We start from the raw sequence: 17,955 nt of genomic DNA on the forward strand, positions 1-17,955 counted from the left end.
GGGAATGTATCAGGAGGAGCACAAGATCTTTCGAGATGCCTTCAGGAAGTTTTTGCAACAGGAAGTGACGCCCCATGTAAACGAGTGGGAAGAAAAACGGGTGGTTCCGAGGGAGGCTTGGGAAAAGATGGGAGCTGCCGGCTATCTATGTCCATGGCTCCCTGAAGAGTATGGCGGCAGCGGAGCCGATTTTCTGTTTTCCGTCATCGTAAATGAAGAGCTCGCCAGGGTTGGAGCCGTTGGCTTTTTCGCTCCGCTGCACAGCGACATTGTGGCGCCGTATTTGTATCACTTGGGTACCGAAGAGCAAAAGAAACGCTGGCTGCCGGGCTGTGCCAAGGGTACCTGTATTCTGGCGGTGGCTATGACCGAGCCGGACGCGGGCTCGGACTTGGCGGCCATGCGCACCAAGGCCGAACGCGACGGGGATTTCTATGTCATCAACGGCACCAAGACTTTTATCTCCAACGGGATCCAGGCGGACCTTGTCATTGTTGCCTGCCGCACGGATCCGGAAGCTAAGCCTTCAAGGGGCGTCAGCCTGCTGATGGTCGAGCGGGGAACACCCGGATTTGAGCGCGGCAGAAAGCTGAACAAAATGGGTTTGCACAGCCAGGACACCGCTGAGCTTCTGTTCGAGGACTGTCGCGTGCCTGTGGACCATCTGTTGGGCAAGGAAAACAACGGCTTCGTGCATTTAATGCAAATGCTTCAACAGGAGCGGCTGGTATGTTGCATTATGGCACAAGCCATGGCAGAGGCCATGATAGAGATGACCATCAACTACTGTCGGGAGCGCAAGGCCTTCGGGCAACCTATCGCCAGCTTTCAACACAATGCCTTCAAAATCGTTGACATGGTTACCGAGATCAAAGTGGGGAGGGTTTTTCTGGACCATTTGATCCAGAAGCACCTGGATGATGCCGACATTGTGACGGAAGTCTCAATGGCGAAGGCATGGATTGCGGAGATGGCCAACCGTGTGGCGTATCATTGCGTCCAGCTTCATGGCGGCTACGGGTACATGGAAGAATATCCCATCTGTCGCTTTTACCGGGATGCGCGTGCTATTCCCATATTTGCCGGCAGCACGGAAGTGATGAAGCTGATTGTGGCAAGGAAACTCAATCTATTATAACCGGGATCATGCAGGAGATGTTGGTCAAGGATCCCGCCCCTTGTGGGCGGCATCTTGCAAGTTAAGAGAAAACAACCCATTCATAGGCGCCGGTAAGTGCAGGTTTTCTAGGCGTGTTTCATGAGGAGACTGAGATGGATTTTGAGCTTCCCGAGGAATTGCGTATTCTGAGACAAGAAGTGCGTAAGTTCGCGCTGCGTGAGTTGGCCCCCATAGCCCAGGAATGTGACAGAGAAGAGCGTTATCCCAGGGAAGTATGGAAGAAGGCCTGTGAACAGGGCCTGGTAGGACCATGGATTCCCGAAGCGTATGGCGGCCCTGGAGTAGGTTTCCTCGCCAACGCCATCATAGCGGAGGAAATGTGCCGGATCGATATGGGTCTGGCTCTGTGCATCGGGGCCGCTACATTCGGCTCAGAGAATATTTTGCTTTATGGGTCCGAAGAGCAAAAGCAAACATATCTGCCACGTCTGGTGAATGGGGAAATTATATTCGCCGGTGCTTATACGGAGCCCAATGCAGGTACCGATGTGGCCGGCATCAAAACCAGAGCGGTGCGAGATGGTGATCATTTTGTGCTCAATGGCAGCAAAATGTTCATCACCAATGGAACCATCTGCGACTATATGGTTGTTTTTTGTGTAACCAATCCTGACGCGCCTCGGCACGAACGATTCAGCCTGCTTATTGTGGATGCCGGTACTCCTGGTATAACGCGTACCAAAATCAAGGGTAAGATGGGAATACGGGCGAGCGACACGGCGGAATTGGCCTTCGAGGATGTGCGGGTCCCGGTGGGAAACGTTGTTGGAAAACAAGGCAGGGGCTTTTATCAGCTCATGGATTTTTTCAATACCACCCGCACCATGGTGGCGGCCCAGGGCGTAGGGCTGGCCCAAGGAGCGTTGGACAAGGCAGTTCAGTATGTTCAGGAGCGCCATGCGTTCGGACAACCTCTTGCCGGCTTTCAGGCGGTACAGACACAGTTGGCTGAGATGGCCACGCGCATTGAGCTGACGAGGCACCTCACCTATAAAGCCGCATGGCAGGTAGACCTTGGCAAAATCGATCCGAAACTAAGCGCTATGGCGAAATATTATTCAGGAGAAATGGCCGTTTGGGTTGTCGACAAGGCGGTTCAGCTCCACGGGGGCTATGGCTATATAGACGAGTATGATGTACAGCGGTTTTACCGAGATGCCAAGATACTTGAGATCTACGAAGGGACTAAGGAAGCAGAGAAATTGACCATCGCCAAGGGACTGTTCAAAGAGTACGCCAGGCAGACTTGATCTCGGCGCAGCAGTTCCCGGAGCCCCTCTAGGAGCTTGAAAACGGGGCCTTGAAGGGTTTCGTCTTTGCAAACCCGCGGGTCGTTTCGGGTTCCGAAGGGGGTTTCGGGGGTGCACTTTTTCGACCGTTTTGGTTTTTCATGCTCGGGACCGGCCCGCGTTTCTGCTAGGAGCGCGTCCGGCAATGAAAAGACGGCGATGCGGATCCCTTGGTGGAGCGGCTTCAGCCGCGAAGCAGGCCTTTGTAGGAGCGGCCTTGGCCGGTGATTCGGGTCGCCGGCCGGCTGGCGTGCCGGCTCTTACAAAAGGGCACTGAAACCTATTCTCGGACAAGCTCCTAGGAGCGTGCCCTGGAACTCAGAATCAACCCTTTGGGGCACGACGAGAGCAAACGCAATTTCGCACAGTTACTCCGCGTACCGCTACCCACAAAACCGCCGAAATCGGCAGCATTCTCGGGACACAAGCTCCTAGGGGCCGGACAAGATGCAGCCGCTTCTGTACATGGTAAAGTGGATAAATGCTTTTGTGTGTTGAAACGAACTTCAATGAATGGAGATAATCATGACACTACAGAGCTATTTCAAGGAGATTATGAACATCAACCGGATGGAGGACAATGAGCAGAAGGCCGAGGCTTCGAGGTCCCTTTTTACGAAGTTGAACCATGCGCCGATGCCCGACCGATTCAACTGGTCGGAGGAAATATTTGAAGGCATCCACGTCAAAGAGCGGGGCGGACAAGCGGCCCTGCTTTGGGTCAACATCGATACCGGTGAAGAGCGTCGCTACACCTACTCGGAGTTTGCCGACAAGGGCAACCAGCTTTTGAATTTCTTGAGAAAACATGGAATCCGCAAGGGCGGGAGCGTCTACATGATGATTCCGGCCTTCCCCGAGATATGGTTTGGAAGCTTTGCAACGATAAAGGGCGGGATGGTGTCGGTCCCGACAGCCATGACCATGACGGTCAGAGAGCTCGAGTACCGCTTCAAGACCTTCGCCCCCCAGGCCGTTCTTGCTGACAAGGATTCGGCACCCCTTATCGATGAGGCTCTGAACAACGTGGGCGCCACTCCCAAGGTCAAGATCATCATCGGGGAGCGCGAAGGGTGGAAGAGCTACAACGAAGTGGAAAAAGAGAGCAAGACCGCCGAGGCCGAGAAGACGAAGCCCGGGGACATCACTCTCTGCTTCTTCACTTCCGGGACCACCGGCATGGCCAAGAGGGTGGCCCATACGGCTGTATCCTACCCCGTGGGCCATCTTTCTACGGCCAACATCATCGGCATCAAGCCGGGGGATATCCACAACAATCTCAGCCAGCCAGGGTGGGCCAAGTGGGCCTGGAGCTGTCTCTTTGCACCGTTAGATGTCGGGGCAACCACGGCGGGCTTCTACTACCCTGCCAGGCTCGATGTCGAGAAGTACCTTGGCGCCCTTGACCGCTATAAGGTGAACACCTTCTGCGCGCCGCCCACGGCCTGGAGGGCGTTCATACTGGCCGACCTTGGTAAGTTCAAGTTCGAAGCCCTGAGGGAATCGGTGAGTGCGGGCGAGCCGCTCAACCCGGAAATCATCCACACCTGGCAGCGATTCACCGGAACCCAAATCCGGGACTACTACGGCCAGACCGAATCCACGGGCATGATCGGCAACCCCCCTTGGAACAAGGGCAAGATCGTTCCGGGCTCCTTCGGACAGCCGCACTTCCTCTACGATATCGCCCTGGTGGATGATGAGGGGCAGGAAATCACCAAACCCGACGAGGTGGGCCACATCGCTGTAAGGCTCGATCGCTGGAGAGCCATAGGCCTCTTTACCGAGTATATGGAGAGTCCCGAGCTGATGAAGGGGGCTTTCCGCGGCAACTACTATTACACGGGAGACCGGGCGTCCTTCAACGACAAGGGCTACTGGTGGTTCGTGGGGCGTGCCGACGACGTCATCAAGTCCTCCGACTACCGGGTCGGTCCCTTCGAAGTCGAGAGCGCCCTGCTGGAGCACGCCGCGGTGGCCGAAGCCGCCGTCGTCGGCAGCCCCGATCCCAAGAGATGGCAGCTGGTCAAGGCCTTCGTCATCCTTAAGCCCGGCTATGAGCCTTCTCCCGACCTCGCTTGTGACATTTTCAAACACTGCATGAAAGTCCTTGCCAAGTTCAAGATCCCGCGCATCATCGAATTCGTGCCCGAGGTGCCCAAGACCCTAAGCGGTAAGATCCGCCGTGTCGAGCTCAGGCAAAATGAGATCACGAAAAAGGAGAAGGGCGAAAGGGGACAGCACGAGTACTTCTTCCAGGACTTCCCGCAGCTCAAGTCCTAGCCCTCTGGTACGGATGGGCATCCGGTTTGTGAGGCGGGCTTTCGAGCCTGCCTCACAAAAGATACGGTTCGCAGGAAAATAAGAAGGAAGGGAATGCATCAGAAAGAATCGTAGCAGGGATTTCATGGGCCGTCCGATTTGTTACACCCGTTCATCGTGATCTTCCGGCAAGGTTCCAATGGGTTTGTGACAAGTGTTTGTCACAGACGCAAGAGCGGCTGTTTTGCTGGGTGATCATTCTTAGAAACCGGCTCTTGTGACAAATGCTCTCACAAAAGGCCACGTCAGGCCGACTTTCCCAATAAAAAACCAAGCATGGTGCCGAAGGCCGGACTCGAACCGGCACGGGTCGCCCCACCACCCCCTCAAGATGGCGTGTCTACCAAGTTCCACCACTTCGGCACATTAGCCGGAACAGCCAATATTTTACCCAAGGCCGCCGGCTTGGCAAGGCCTTGGTAGCGTAAAAAACAATAGACCTAACATTTGATGCCAAATCCTATTTCCCCTCCCCTTGTGGGAGGGGATTAAGGGGAGGGGAATGTGACTGATTGACATACGTTAATTTTCTTACCCTCGCCCCAACCCTCTCCCCCCTTCCCCTTACTCCCCTCCTATCTGGGAGGGGATTCAGGAGAGGGGGAAGAGGGTGATTTTTTGACTTTCATTAACCATTTTGCTTAAGGTCTCCACTTTGGAACGCTACCAAGGCCTTATTGAGACTGCCCGCCGCCTGCCGTTTTCTTGGCGGGTTCGCCGGACGAAGCCGGCTCGGGGACGCGGTTTTCCGCCGAAGCCGCTTGATCGGCCGCCTGAGGGGCCTTTTCCGCCGTCGAACGTTCGAGCGGGGCCACCGGTATCGCCGGGATCTCCGGCTGGACCGGCTTGGCTTCCGGAATCGGGGGCTGTTCCTTCACCGGCATCTGCTCCATCACCGACGCCGTGTCGGGGCGCCCGGAAAGGTAGGCCAGGGTGAGGCATGTGAGCATGAAGCCCACCGCGGCCAGGGTCGTAAGTTTCCCCAAGAAGGTGGTGCCGCCGGTGCTCCCGAAAAGCGTCTGGGAACTCCCGCCGAAGGACGCCCCCATTTCGGCTCCCCGGCCCCGCTGGAGAAGCACGATAAAGATCAGTGCCAGGCACGCCACGACATGAAAAACAATCACCAAGGTCTGCATGGTCTAAGTCACGTCTCCAGGAATTTGATACCGGACGATGCGGCTGAAGCTCGAAGCCTTGAGACTGGCTCCCCCGACCAAGAGTCCGTCGATATCGGGTTCCGCCATGAGTCGATCCACATTGTCCGGTTTGACCGAGCCTCCATACAATATTCTCACTTCATTTGCAACCGATTTATCGGTGTGGGAGGCCAGCCGTTCCCGGATAAAGGCATGGACTTCCTGGGCCTGGGCCGGAGTCGCGGTTTTTCCCGTGCCGATGGCCCAGACGGGTTCATAGGCGACCACCACCCGGGGAAAGTCGCTTTTCGAAACCGCCCCGAGGCCTTCTTGCAGCTGCCGGGCGACCACGTCGAAAGTTTTTCCGGCTTCCCGTTCTTCCAAGGTTTCGCCGATACACAGAACCGGTGTCATGCCTTCCCGGAAAACGGCAGCCACCTTCTTTTGCGCCATGGCGTCCGTTTCCCCGAAGATGTGGCGCCGTTCCGAGTGCCCCACGAGGACGTACCCACAGCCCACGTCTTTGAGCATGGGTGGAGAAATTTCCCCCGTGAAGGCCCCTTGGGGTTCCCAGTGGCAGTTCTGAGCGCCCAGGGAAAAGCCCGCCTCCGAAACGGCGACCCGGACGGCCCAAAGCGCCGTAAACGGCGGTGTGAGGAGCACCTCCCGGTCATCCGGGGAGCCCACGGCATCTCGGAGTTCTCCCACGAACGCGACGGCCTCTTCCACCGTCTTGTGCATCTTCCAGTTGGCGGCGATCAGCGTCTTTTTGGAACTCATGGCATCCTTTCCCGAATCAAGACTTCCGAGAACATTCCTCCAGGGCGGCGACTCCGGGCAGCGTCTTCCCTTCGAGCATCTCGAGGAACGCACCGCCGCCGGTGGACACGTAGCTCACCTTTTCCGCCGCCCCCGCCTTGTCCACCGCGCTGGCCGAATCGCCTCCCCCCACCACCGTGAAGGCCTCCGACCGCCCGAGAAATTCCGCCAGTTCGAAGGTGGCCCGATGAAAGGGCGGGGTTTCGAAGACCCCCATGGGACCGTTCCAGACGATGGTGTGGCACGTGCTCAGCGCTTCCCGAATCGCCGCCATGGTTTTCGGCCCCACGTCGAACACCATGGCGTCGGCGGGCACTTCATTCACGGGAACCACCCGCGCCGAGGCGCCTTCTTCGAGACTGGGAGCCACCACCACATCTACAGGCAAAAGCACGCGGACTCCTCGTTCTGCTGCCTTTTCCAGGAGGTTCCCGGCGGTCTGGAGGTGATCGTCTTCCACCAGGGACCGCCCCACACCGAAGCCCTTTTGCTTGAGAAAGGTGTTGGCCATGGCTCCCCCGATCACGAGAAGGTCGATGCGGGGGATGAGGTTTTCCAGGAGGCCGATCTTGGTGGAGACCTTGGCGCCCGCGATCACGAGCGCGAGCGGGCGTTTCGGGTCTTCCATGGCTTCCCGGAAGGCATGGAGTTCCTTTTCCAACTGGTAGCCCGCCGCGCATACGGGCACGTGGTGGGTGATCCCCTCCACGGATGCGTGGGCTCGGTGTGAGACGGCGAAGGCGTCATTGACGTAAACGTCGGCCAGTTCCGCCAAGCGGCGTGAAAAATCCGGGTCGTTCTTTTCTTCTCCTGGGTGAAACCGGAGGTTTTCGAGCAGGATCGCCTCTCCGGGCTGAAGCGCTTCCACCAGCCGCTTTACGTCGTCTCCCACGCAGTCAGAAGCCAGCGGCACGTCACGGCCCAAGATCTTTGAAAGGTGTGCGGCCACGGGTTTCAGGGAATACTCGGGAATCCGCTGTCCCTTGGGGCGCCCGAGGTGTGAAGCAAGAACGGCTTTGCCCCCGCTGCCTCGGATCTTTTCCAGACTCGGAAGGATCGCCCGGATGCGCCGGTCGTCGGTGACCGATGCCCTGTCCTTGCTCAGGGGGACGTTGAAGTCCACCCGGAGAAATACCCTCTTGCCAGAAAGATCCACCTGATCGAGCGTCTTCATGGCGAAGATCCCCTCCTTTCCGGCCTTCAGTTATTCGGCGCGTTTCATTCGAGGAGTTTTCCCATGTGGATCGCAAGGTCCACCATGCGGTTGGAAAAGCCGAATTCGTTGTCGTACCAGCTGAGCACCTTGACAAGGCGGCCTTCCAGAACCGAAGTCAGGGCCGCGTCCACGCAGGACGAATAAGGGGAATGGTTGAAATCCACCGATACCAGTTCTTCGGTGACGTACCGCAGGATGCCCTTCAGAAGGCCTTCGGACGCTTCCTTGAAGGCCCCGTTCACCTCATCCCTGGAGACGTTGCGACTCACCCGGCAAACGAAGTCCACGAGCGAAACGTTGGGGGTGGGGACGCGGATGGCCATCCCGTCCAGTTTGCCTTTCAGTTCGGGGATGACTTCCGCGACGGCCACGGCGGCTCCGGTGGTGGTGGGAATCATGGAAAGGGCGGCTGCCCGGGCCCGCCGGCGGTCCTTGTGGAGGGCGTCCAGGATGCGCTGGTCCATCGTGTAGGAATGGATGGTGGTCATTAGGCCGTGTTCGATTTCGAAGCGGTCGTGCAGGACTCGGACGACGGGGGCCAGGCAGTTGGTGGTGCACGAAGCGTTGGAGACCAGGTGATGGCGGGCCGGGTCGTACTGGTCATGGTTCACGCCCATGACGAAGGTGGCGTCCATGCCTTTTCCCGGAGCGCTGACGATAACCTTGCGGGCGCCCGAGTCCAGGTGTTTCCGGCACGATTCGCGGTCGCGGAAACGCCCGCTGGCTTCCAGCACGATGTCCACCTTGAGGTCCTTCCAGGGGGCTTGGGCGGGATCGGCGATCTTGAGGCACTGGGTGGCTTTTCCATCCACCACCAGGGTTTCGCCTTCCACGCGGATGTCCCGCTTCCAGACACCATGGACCGAGTCGTAGGTCAAAAGGTGGGCCAGGTCGTCGGGAGCCCCCAGGTCGTTGATGGCCACCACGTCCAAAGGCGTTTCGCGTTCCGCATTCACTTTGTAAAGCGTTCGACCGATTCTTCCAAACCCGTTGATTGCCACTCTAACGGCCATGACGGACTCCTTCTCGATGGTTTCAGGGTGGGCGATACGCCGCCGTCTTCGGTTTCAGGCGAGAAGTGATCAGTTCTTCATAGACTTAGCGATCCTAACCGTATTATCGCCAAGCATGTTGGTGTAGCTTCCCAATTCGTTGTCATACCAGCCGTAGATCACGGCCTGAGTCACAGGGATTTCGATGAGCCGCTGTTTATTGGCGGGATCCAGCGCGTCGGCGTTCTTCATGGCTTCGTCCACGTCGAAGGAGCCGGTGTCGGACTCGCTGGAAAGCACGGCGCACACGCTGAGAATGTGATCCAGGTCGAACCGGACCGCCGCGGTGCGCGTGTGGGTTTCGTGGCCTTCGATGACCGCCGCCGCCTTGGGGAACCCGATGATGTCGGAGCTCACGTTCTGTTCTTCGGTGTAGCGCAGATATCCTTCCGGGAAGTGTTCCTGGGCGGCTTGGTAAACGGCGTTGATCCTTTCCCGGTTGATGGGGTTCTTCATGCTTTCGTCTTGGATGAGCACCACAAGGATGATGAGCGACCCCGTTGAGGTGGGGATCCGAACCGATTCGGCGATGAACCCGATCCGCTTCATTTCCGGGATCACCAGCCCCAGGGCCTTGGCGGCTCCGGTGGTGGTGAGGATGATGTTGTTGAAGACCGACCGGGATTTCCTCAGGTCCGTAGCTTTGGCCTTGGGCGCGCGGTCCAGCACCTGCTGAGACGGGGTGGACGCGTGCACGGTGGTCATGGACGCCGAAAGGATCCGCTGGGCGCCGAAGTAGTCCAGGAGCGGTTTGACCATGTAGGCGAGGCAGGTCGTGGTGCACGACGCCGCCGAAACGATGATGTGTTTCTGAGGATCGTAGTCCGCGTCGTTGATCCCGATGACGGTCGTCAGCGCGTCCGGCGGGATCTCCTTCGCCTTGTCCTTGATCTTGAAGGGGGCGGAAACGATCACCTTCTTGGCGCCGGCCGCCAGGTGACCCCGGACGGACCCCTTGGGGTCGTCTGCCGCGACCGTCGGGTCCAGGAATGCGCCGGTGGCGTCCACGACCAGTTCGACGCCGTGGTCGCGCCATCCGATATCGGCGGGGTTGCGGTGGCGTCGTAGCACCCGCACCGGCACGCCGTTGACCCGAAGCGTCCCTTCCCGGTCGTCGATCTCCTCGATGACGCGCTGCGCCTTGCAGCCGTAGAGGTAGTGATGTAGGGCCCCGTAGGTGGAATCCTTTTCGATGAAAAGCGCCAGGTCCTCGAGGCTCATCCCCACCTCGCGGCCGATATTCACCACCAGTTCGGTAAAGTAACGGCGCTCCACATGATGCCACAAACTCAGCTTGCCGATGCGGCCGAGACCGTTGATTCCGAGCTTCATCGGTATGGGCTTTTCTCCTCCGTTCATAACCCTCTCCTCCTGATCATTGCGCTCACCGACCGACGTATCGTTTGCGCCTTAGGCCCCAACAGTATCACCCGGGAACCTCCACGCGCTGGATGGCATGGGCCCCGTAATAGATGGCACCGCTTCGCCCGTCAATGCCGATGATGTCCCCGGTCCGGAGAAGGCGGCCGTCGATGGCGCAACGGCCTTCCGTCTGCCACACCCGCAGCCGGCTGCAGCCGACCACGCACGTCTTGCCCAGCCGGTGAGCCACGATGGCCGCGTGCGAGGTGGCTCCGCCCTTTCCGGTGAGGATGGCATCGGCGATAGAGATTTCATGAATATCGTCGGGAACCGTGTCGGAACGGATGAGAATGACGGGTTCCCCGGGATGATCCTTTCGCAACCGGACGATGCTTTCCAAATCGAAGGCCACCCGGCCGCAGACGGCGCCGCCGCTCACACCGATGCCGCTTCCCAGGTACGCTTCGTGCAAAGCCTTCGTGGGCTGGAAGACCGGATAAAGCTTCGGGATCCGCGGAGCCATGTTGCGGCATTGAAGTACGTAGACGCCGTCTTGGTGGTCGCCCTGGAACGTGAACTCGAGCTCCTGCGGCCCCCAGTTCTGCCTGTAGATGAGTTCCTTCGCGATGTCCACCAGCCGCTGATACACCTGAGGGAAAAGCGACTCGAGCGAATGCTCCTTGCGTTCGCCTTCCGTCATCCGCTGTTTTTCGGAAAGGGGCAACGTCTTTACCAGGCCGCCCACCACGTCTTCGCCTTGGTTTCCCAGGGTGAAGTCTCCTGTGGGATCGATGTCTTCTTCCGACGTCCACGGGTTGTGTGTGAACATGACGCCGGCTCCGGAACGAGTGTCCAGGTTTCCGAACACCATGGTCTGCACCGTGACGGCGGTCCCCCACTTTTCCGAAAGGCCCATGATTTCGCGATAGGTCTGGGCCTTGGGGTTGTACCAGGATTCCACCACCTGGCGGATGGCCGTAAAGAGCTGTTCCCGGGGATCGTCCGAAAAGTCGATTTCGTGAGTCTGGAGCGTCTTCCGGTAGGCACGGGCCAACTCCCTCATTTCTTCGGGGCTGAAGTCCCGCTTCACCTTGCGCCCATAACGGTTCTTGTAAAAATTCATGACGGCGTCGAACTCGTCGCGCTCGAGCCCGAAGGACATGCCCCACGACTGAAGAAACCGCCGGTAGTTGTCCCAGGCGAACCAGGCTTCGCCGGTCTGCTGGATCAGACCTTCCACGATCCGCTCATTGATTCCCACGTTGAGGAACGTGTTCATCATGCCGGGCATGGATACCACGGATCCGCTCCGCACGGAAAGAAGCAGCGCATTTCCGGGACTGCCGAAGTTTCGCCCGGTGGATTGTTCCAGGCCGCCGAGGGACGCCATCACGCGTTCCTCGAAATCTTCGCGCGACTGAGGAAGCGCCTCGATCACTTCCCGACACCGGAAGTATTCGGTGGTGATCACGAACCCGGGAGGCACCCGGATGCCGATGGAGTACAACTGAACGAGGTTGTATCCCTTGTTTCCCAGGTGAATGAGATCGTAGGTCTTGGTGTCCGGGCTGTGAAGCCAGGAAATGGTCTTTTCTGGATCGTAGCTCAGAAGAAGGTCCAGGCTGTCGGCGTTGAGCTCTTCCTTCTGCGTGGCCAGTGTTGTGAGGATGCTGGTGATGAAGTGGTCGAAATACTGGAGTCCAAAGGTGCGGGCGACCAGATGCCTCAGAAAGCTCTCCGAAATCCTCTGAAGCCGGATGGAAAAACTCTCTCCGCGTCCTTCCCGCCGGTAACGGGGAATGAACCGTTCCCGCCGGCTCAACTGTTCCACCACCTGCTGAAGGTTGTCGGCATGAACCGCGTTGTAATTCGTCTGAATGATCTGCTTGATGGCTTCGGAAAACCCTCGAAAGATGTCCATGTACTGGCTATGGGAAAACCGACGGATTTCCAGGGCGCGCTGAAACAGGTCTTCCTGTCGTTCCAACCGCCTCGACGTGATTCCGTCGATATCCAACGCCTTGATGAAAAGCGGCAGCACCCGGGCGATCCGGAAAAACGTCGCCCGAGTGATGAAACTCAGGTTGAAGGAGAAGATGATTTCTTCGAAAAGCAGGTTGGCCAGGTTTTCCAGTCGGAAGGTAAGCCCCAGGGCATCGAACTTACGCTCGTTGTAGGATCCGTACATGGACGGGATATCCACGGCGATGTGGCGCTTGTGGTAGATGTTTTCCACGATGTGCATTTCGCTCGGCACGAGGATGATTTCCTTGAGCGCCAGCAGGTAGTCGAGGATGGCTTCCAGCTTCGGCAGGGGATCTTCGGCTTCCAGGGCCTCCAGGAGCGGCGCCGGATCCGGGAGCCCCAGTTGGACGGCGCGTTTCAAGTGTACCTGGATGTCTTTGAAGCTCAGGGCGTACTTTTCGTGGAGCAGTTGGTAAAAACGGATCATAAGGGCGGCCCGCCGGCGTTCCCGGTCCGAAATATCCGGCACCTCGGCGATCATTTCATCCAGATCCCCTTCCGGAATGTCCAGCAGATCCTCGACTCGGTTGATGGTCTTCTTGCTGAAAAGGTGCTGAAAAATCCGATGGATCTCGTCCACGTAAGGACCGGACGTGGAAACCTCCCGGAGGACTTCCTCGGGCACGTACCGGGCGAGCGGCTCCTTGTCCAGGGTGAGCCAGAAGTTGAGGATGGCTTCCATGAACAAGACAATCAGGTTATTGCTCTCCACATGGCTCTGTTTGCGAAGGAAATGGATGAGCTGGTCGCCGCGGCCCGTCAGTTCATCGACATCGGTGGAGACGGCTCGAAGCTGCCCCTCCGCACCGATTTCGTTGAAATAGACCGGGAAGAGCTTGGAGAGCTGCTTGACCAGGTTATAGATGGGTTGTATGGGCGCATGGAGGAGCCGGCTCACGTCCTTCTGGAAAAGGTCCGTGTCCCGGATGCAGATGCCGCCCAGGGAAAGATTCACGATCAAGGCCGAAAGAAGCGACCGTGTCTTCTTGGGATTCTTTTTGATCAATTCAAGCCAGATGCGAATGTTGGCAATGTGCGCCGGGTTGACCTGGACCTGCCAGTGGCGGCTGACGCCTCCCAGTTCCGGCGTTTGAAAGCCCATGGCGATGATCCGCTTTACAAACGCGTCAATGAGGGGGCCGTGCTGGCTGTCGAGGATCTCGAGCCCGATGGTGCGGATGCATTGGAGTGCGGCTTCCGGGTAGTTCAGGAGGCAGCCGGCCAGCGCGTCGTAGACCCGTTCCAGGCGGTCCTGGAGGCTCTCGATGGATTCGTTGCGCATCCACCGGACCATGTCGAAGTTGATTTCTCTGAGCGTTTCTTCGTGAATACTTTCGAGCCCCTTGGTTTCAAGGATCTTAAGGCGTGCAAGCATGCTCAGGTGCTCGGAATTCTTGCCCAGTTCCAGGCCTTTGAGCTTATCGGGGAGATGGTGAAAGACCAGCACGACGTCCCGGAAATCGGGGATCGTAAGCATCTGCGCCACCGCCTTTCGATGGTCGGTTTCCTGGGCCAGCCGTTCCAGTGTTTCCAGTTGCCGGCGGTGGGAGCCGTGGGTGAGGGAGGCGAACAAGTCCCGGAAGGAAGGGGAGACGGGGGCGCCGTCCATCTGCTTGAGGATCCATTCCAGGGGATCTTCGCGTTGGAGCCAGAACAGATGGGTTTCGCGGAGAACCCGGTTCATGAGGCTGCGGAATTCGCGGAAGTCTTCGGGTTCCGTCCAGAGTTCCAGGAGGGCCCGGCCCAGTTTTTTCGGCTGGTAGTAGCTTCGGGTCAGGCACTCGAAGGCCCGAGGGGGGAGGGCCGAAGCGGCCGCGAACAAGGCCCGCGGTATCCCTCGGTGGCAGGTGTCCAGCCGGACGGGATCATCCAGGACCCAGTCGAGGGCAAAGCCTTCGGGGGCGGCGGCGGCGAAGAGCCCGGGGGCTTCTTCCACGATCTTCAGCCACAAGGCCAGAAGGCAGTCCGCGGCGCGCGATCGAACGTCGGTCTGTTCCGAACTTTCGAGGGCCTCCAGGAAGATGCGGGAAAGCAGAGCGAAGATCCGCCCGTTGTGCGGATGGACCGTGTAAAGACGGAAGTTGGAAGTGGCGTAGCGCCAGGCTTCCTGCACCACGAAGTGCCAGTTGCGGTACCGGTGATGATACTCGACCAGCAGCTCCCCCGCCTGTCGTTCCTTGCCCGCATAGCCTCGCACGGCTTCTTCCAGAACCGTGAACACCGGTTCCACCACCACCGGCACGTTGGTGAGCCGCATGTTCTTGTTCCATGCGTCCGACTGGATTTCCTTTACGGATGTCGCAAACTCCATGAAACACCTTCCGTTGGATCCGGGTCGCTTCCGGCGAACCACCTGGATCGCCATGCGCGGTCCATTTCCAGTTCCATCAGCACGGCGGCTTCCCGGCCGACGCCGTAATAGCCGGGTCGAATCCCTGCGGGACGGAAGCCCACGCTTTCGTAGAGACGCCGGGCCGCTGTGTTGCCCCGACGCACCTCGAGCAGCGCAAGGCGGGCCTTGTTTCGGCAGGCGATCTTCAAGGCCTCCAGAAGGAGCGACCGCCCAACGCCCCGGCGCCGCTCGCCAGGTGCCACCGCCAGGTTGAAGATCTGCACTTCGTCGGCCACCATCCAGAAACAGATGTAGCCCGCCACCTCCGTCGCCTGTTTCAGTGCCACAAGCAACCGTGAATGGGGCCTTTCGAATTCCTCCCTGAAAAATCGTTCATCCCAAGGCTCCACATGGCTGGCCTTTTCGATTTCCAGGACTTCCGGAAGGTCACCGAGACCCATTTCGGCGATGCGGATCGGAGGGGACGCCCCGCTGAAGCCCGTCATCACGCCCTCGCGACCGGTTTAGCCAGCACTTCGCCGGCAAGCGTAATGTGGCGCCGGCCGTAATCCCTCAGAGTCTCGGCCACTTTCCTGAGGGATCCGTCGCCGCGGCAGGCGGCGAACTTGATGAGCATGGGAAGATTCACGCCGCAAAGGATCTCCACGTTGGGGCCGAGCAAAGAGAAGCTCACGTTCGCCGGAGTGCCGCCGAAAAGATCCGTCAGGATCAGGACCCCTTTGCCGGAATCCACCGCCTTGACGGCATCCGAAAGTTCGGCGCCCATGGCTTCCAGCGACTTGCGCGGATCCATGGAAACGGCCCGCATCCCCTCAAGATGCCCCAGAATCAGCTCAACCGCGCACAACATTTCTTCCGCCACCCCGCAGTGGGATACCACGACGAGCCCGATCATCTTGGGTTGGTCTCCTTCGACCCGCGGCCGCAAGAGGGCGACCCGGGCGATGCGTCTCACTCCAAGAGAATATCACGATGGAATAATACAACATAATAACCCTTCGTCCGCAACTTGTCAGCCACCTGCTCGGCGATCACCACCGACCGATGCTTACCTCCGGTGCACCCGATGGCGATGGTCAAAAACCGCTTTCCTTCGTTGATGTATTGCGGAAGAAGCTTGAACAGTAGGCCCGTGTACTCCCTCACGAAGCCTTCGGCTTCCGGCCACCGCAGGACCCAGTCGCGCACCTGCCGAGTCCTCCCGTCCAGGGAGCGCAGATCCTCCACGAAGTAAGGGTTTGGAAGAAATCGCACGTCCATCACTAGATCGGCTTCATAAGGGATCCCGTATTTGAAACCGAAGGAAAGCACCTGGACGCTCAGCCGCTCCTTGTCGTTCAGAAGCGAATACGTCCGCGTGATCAACGCTTTCAATTGATGGACCGAAAGATTGGTGGTGTCCACGATCCGGTCGGCCCGTGACCGCAGCGCCGTCAGTTCCCTCCGTTCGCCGGCGATGGCGTCGCGAAGGTGCGTGTCGGCCGAGGCCATGGGATGAAGGCGCCGAGTTTGACTGAACCGCCGTTGGAGCGATTCGTCCGAGGCTTCCAGAAAGATGATTTCCAGGGAGTAGCCGGACCTTTCCATGGACTCAAAGATCGGTTCGTAGTCCCTGAGAAACGATCGGCCCCGGATGTCGATACCCAGGGCCACCCGATTGATGGTGGGCATGTCTTTTTCGCAAAGCGATAGAAACTGGGGCAGCAGGGGCACGGGCAGGTTGTCGATGCAGAAATAGCCAATATCTTCAAAAGCTTTGATGGCGGTACTCTTTCCCGACCCGGAAAGCCCCGTGACCACGACCACGTGAATCTTCCGATTTTCCATGGAAGCCTGTCCTCTCTCCCTCGACGGTTGGCGGCGCTACGGGGATGCAGCCGCACGGCTGCGCGAAAAGGCATGGGCTTGGCGGATTGAGGGGATTCGAAGTGGAGGCCGAAAGGGAGGTGACGGGGAGAAACAGCCTTTCGCCTCACGAGGCCCACCGTCCGGCCGTCGAGTTCGGAGCGGCGACCGCCGGCCGCCCCGCGCGTCGACGTTCCGGGTTTTTCTTCTAGAAATCGTCGTCTTCCTGCTTGATGATCGAATAGATCTCTTCGCGGGACGCGGCTCCACTCAGCCGTTTTCGGACGGTGTTGTTCTTCAGCAGTCGGGCGATCTTCGCCAGCGCCCGCAGGTGGATTCCGGCGCAGCTTTCGGGTGCGACCAGCAGGAAGAAGAGATGTGCCGGCTTACCGTCCATGGACTCGAAGTCGACGCCCCGCGAGGACCTGCCGAAAGAAAGAGCCAGGTGATCCAGGTTTTCGATCTTTCCGTGAGGGATGGCGATGCCTTCGCCGATCCCCGTGCTTCCCAGCCGTTCGCGCTCCAACAGCACTTCGATCAGGCGTTCCCGATCCAGATGAGGCTTATAATGCAGCAGGGCACCGGTCAGTTCCTCGAGGACTTCCCGCTTGGTCGTTCCTTTGAGCTCCGCTATGATCGCTTCCATGGGGAGAATGTCCAGTATCTTCATCAATCGTTCTGATTCCTCCTGGCCGGTTGATCCTTCGCCGCAGGCAGGGGCCCGCAGCCGGGCCGGACCGTCTTCGTGCGGCCGGTCCGCCGTTCATTGTATGGGTTCGATGAGCCCGAAGTTGCCGTCGTTTCGTTTGTAAAGAACGTTGACGCGGTTCGTGTGGCGGTTCGTGAAGACGAGGAACCCGCCGTTGGAAAGGTTTAGCTGCATCACCGCTTCGTCCAGGTCCATGGGCTTGGCGTGGATCTGTTCCGTTTTCACCACCTGGGGCCCGCGTTCCTCATCCTCTTCGGCCCATTCGAGCACTTCCGAGGCCGCCTGCAGGTTCTTTTCCCCCGCCGGCGGTTTCCGCTTCCTGAGCTTGTCCTTGTATTTCTTGATTTGGGATTCAATGTTATCCGAAACCATATCTATAGCGGAATACATGTCTTCGGTCTCTTCCACGCCGTTGATGCGAATACCGTTGGCGTCGATGGTCGCTTCCGCAATATGCCGGAACTTTTCCACCTTCAGCACGATATTGGCTTCAATGGGTTCGTCCACGTACTTCTTGACCCGGGAAATCTTCTCTTCAGCGTAGTCCTTCAGGGCGGGAGAAGGTTCTATATTACGAAAAGTGACGTTGATCTGCATTTACGTTTCCCTCCACTCTATGGCACCACTCGGAAACCAGGGCTCGACGC

At 58.6% G+C, this 17,955-nt stretch carries 14 protein-coding genes and 1 tRNA gene; 3 read left to right on the top strand and 12 right to left on the bottom strand.

Annotated features, from left to right (window positions below; genetic code table 11):
* The first annotated feature begins 4 nt into the window (after nucleotides 1-4).
* The 3 genes from FDQ92_RS13290 to FDQ92_RS13300 all read left to right on the top strand — a co-directional run bounded on the left by FDQ92_RS13290 (nucleotide 5) and on the right by FDQ92_RS13300 (nucleotide 4,752).
* Nucleotides 5-1,138, top strand: coding sequence for an acyl-CoA dehydrogenase family protein (locus FDQ92_RS13290; protein ID WP_137425339.1), 1,134 nt, complete (start codon nucleotides 5-7; stop codon nucleotides 1,136-1,138).
* A gap of 134 nt (nucleotides 1,139-1,272) precedes the next feature.
* The gene (locus FDQ92_RS13295; RefSeq protein WP_137425340.1) at nucleotides 1,273-2,430 is read left to right on the top strand and encodes an acyl-CoA dehydrogenase family protein; all 1,158 of its coding nucleotides are present in this window, start codon (nucleotides 1,273-1,275) and stop codon (nucleotides 2,428-2,430) included.
* 564 nt (nucleotides 2,431-2,994) lie between these two features.
* Nucleotides 2,995-4,752, top strand: a complete 1,758-nt coding sequence (locus FDQ92_RS13300) for an AMP-binding protein (protein WP_137425341.1) — start codon at nucleotides 2,995-2,997, stop codon at nucleotides 4,750-4,752.
* Between the two features lie 316 nt (nucleotides 4,753-5,068).
* Here FDQ92_RS13300 and FDQ92_RS13305 read toward each other — a convergent pair.
* From FDQ92_RS13305 to hpf, 12 genes are all read right to left on the bottom strand, one after another.
* Nucleotides 5,069-5,154, bottom strand: a tRNA-Leu gene (locus FDQ92_RS13305).
* A gap of 311 nt (nucleotides 5,155-5,465) precedes the next feature.
* Nucleotides 5,466-5,927, bottom strand: coding sequence for a preprotein translocase subunit SecG (secG, locus tag FDQ92_RS13310; protein WP_137425342.1), 462 nt, complete (start codon nucleotides 5,925-5,927; stop codon nucleotides 5,466-5,468).
* 3 nt (nucleotides 5,928-5,930) lie between these two features.
* Nucleotides 5,931-6,707, bottom strand: a complete 777-nt coding sequence (gene tpiA / locus FDQ92_RS15780) for a triose-phosphate isomerase (protein ID WP_137425343.1) — start codon at nucleotides 6,705-6,707, stop codon at nucleotides 5,931-5,933.
* A 16-nt stretch (nucleotides 6,708-6,723) separates the two neighbouring features.
* Entirely contained in the window at nucleotides 6,724-7,920 is a 1,197-nt protein-coding gene (locus FDQ92_RS15785) for a phosphoglycerate kinase (RefSeq protein WP_137425344.1), read from the bottom strand.
* A 44-nt stretch (nucleotides 7,921-7,964) separates the two neighbouring features.
* Nucleotides 7,965-8,975 carry a type I glyceraldehyde-3-phosphate dehydrogenase gene (gene gap / locus FDQ92_RS13325; protein ID WP_137425345.1) on the bottom strand — a complete coding sequence of 337 codons (1,011 nt, stop codon included), beginning with the start codon at nucleotides 8,973-8,975 and terminating at the stop codon, nucleotides 7,965-7,967.
* Between the two features lie 69 nt (nucleotides 8,976-9,044).
* Nucleotides 9,045-10,373, bottom strand: a complete 1,329-nt coding sequence (locus FDQ92_RS13330) for a type I glyceraldehyde-3-phosphate dehydrogenase (RefSeq protein WP_211341281.1) — start codon at nucleotides 10,371-10,373, stop codon at nucleotides 9,045-9,047.
* A gap of 67 nt (nucleotides 10,374-10,440) precedes the next feature.
* On the bottom strand, nucleotides 10,441-14,712 hold the full coding sequence (locus FDQ92_RS13335; protein ID WP_170180370.1) for a PEP/pyruvate-binding domain-containing protein: 4,272 nt from the start codon (nucleotides 14,710-14,712) through the stop codon (nucleotides 10,441-10,443).
* Nucleotides 14,691-15,239: a ribosomal protein S18-alanine N-acetyltransferase gene (gene rimI / locus FDQ92_RS13340; RefSeq protein ID WP_137425347.1), complete on the bottom strand. Its 549-nt coding sequence runs from the start codon at nucleotides 15,237-15,239 to the stop codon at nucleotides 14,691-14,693. Before rimI ends, FDQ92_RS13335 begins: the two co-directional genes overlap by 22 nt.
* The gene (locus FDQ92_RS13345) at nucleotides 15,239-15,649 is read right to left on the bottom strand and encodes a PTS sugar transporter subunit IIA (protein ID WP_137425348.1); all 411 of its coding nucleotides are present in this window, start codon (nucleotides 15,647-15,649) and stop codon (nucleotides 15,239-15,241) included. Before FDQ92_RS13345 ends, rimI begins: the two co-directional genes overlap by 1 nt.
* Nucleotides 15,650-15,705: 56 nt before the next feature.
* Nucleotides 15,706-16,581: an RNase adapter RapZ gene (gene rapZ, locus FDQ92_RS13350; RefSeq protein WP_137425349.1), complete on the bottom strand. Its 876-nt coding sequence runs from the start codon at nucleotides 16,579-16,581 to the stop codon at nucleotides 15,706-15,708.
* 226 nt (nucleotides 16,582-16,807) lie between these two features.
* Nucleotides 16,808-17,269, bottom strand: a complete 462-nt coding sequence (locus FDQ92_RS13355) for a PTS sugar transporter subunit IIA (RefSeq protein ID WP_137425350.1) — start codon at nucleotides 17,267-17,269, stop codon at nucleotides 16,808-16,810.
* 93 nt (nucleotides 17,270-17,362) lie between these two features.
* On the bottom strand, nucleotides 17,363-17,905 hold the full coding sequence (gene hpf / locus FDQ92_RS13360; RefSeq protein WP_137425351.1) for a ribosome hibernation-promoting factor, HPF/YfiA family: 543 nt from the start codon (nucleotides 17,903-17,905) through the stop codon (nucleotides 17,363-17,365).
* Nucleotides 17,906-17,955: the final 50 nt, after the last annotated feature.

Origin of the sequence: Desulfoglaeba alkanexedens ALDC (genome assembly GCF_005377625.1) — a bacterium.
GTDB classification, from domain to species: Bacteria; Desulfobacterota; Syntrophobacteria; order Syntrophobacterales; family DSM-9756; genus Desulfoglaeba; species Desulfoglaeba alkanexedens.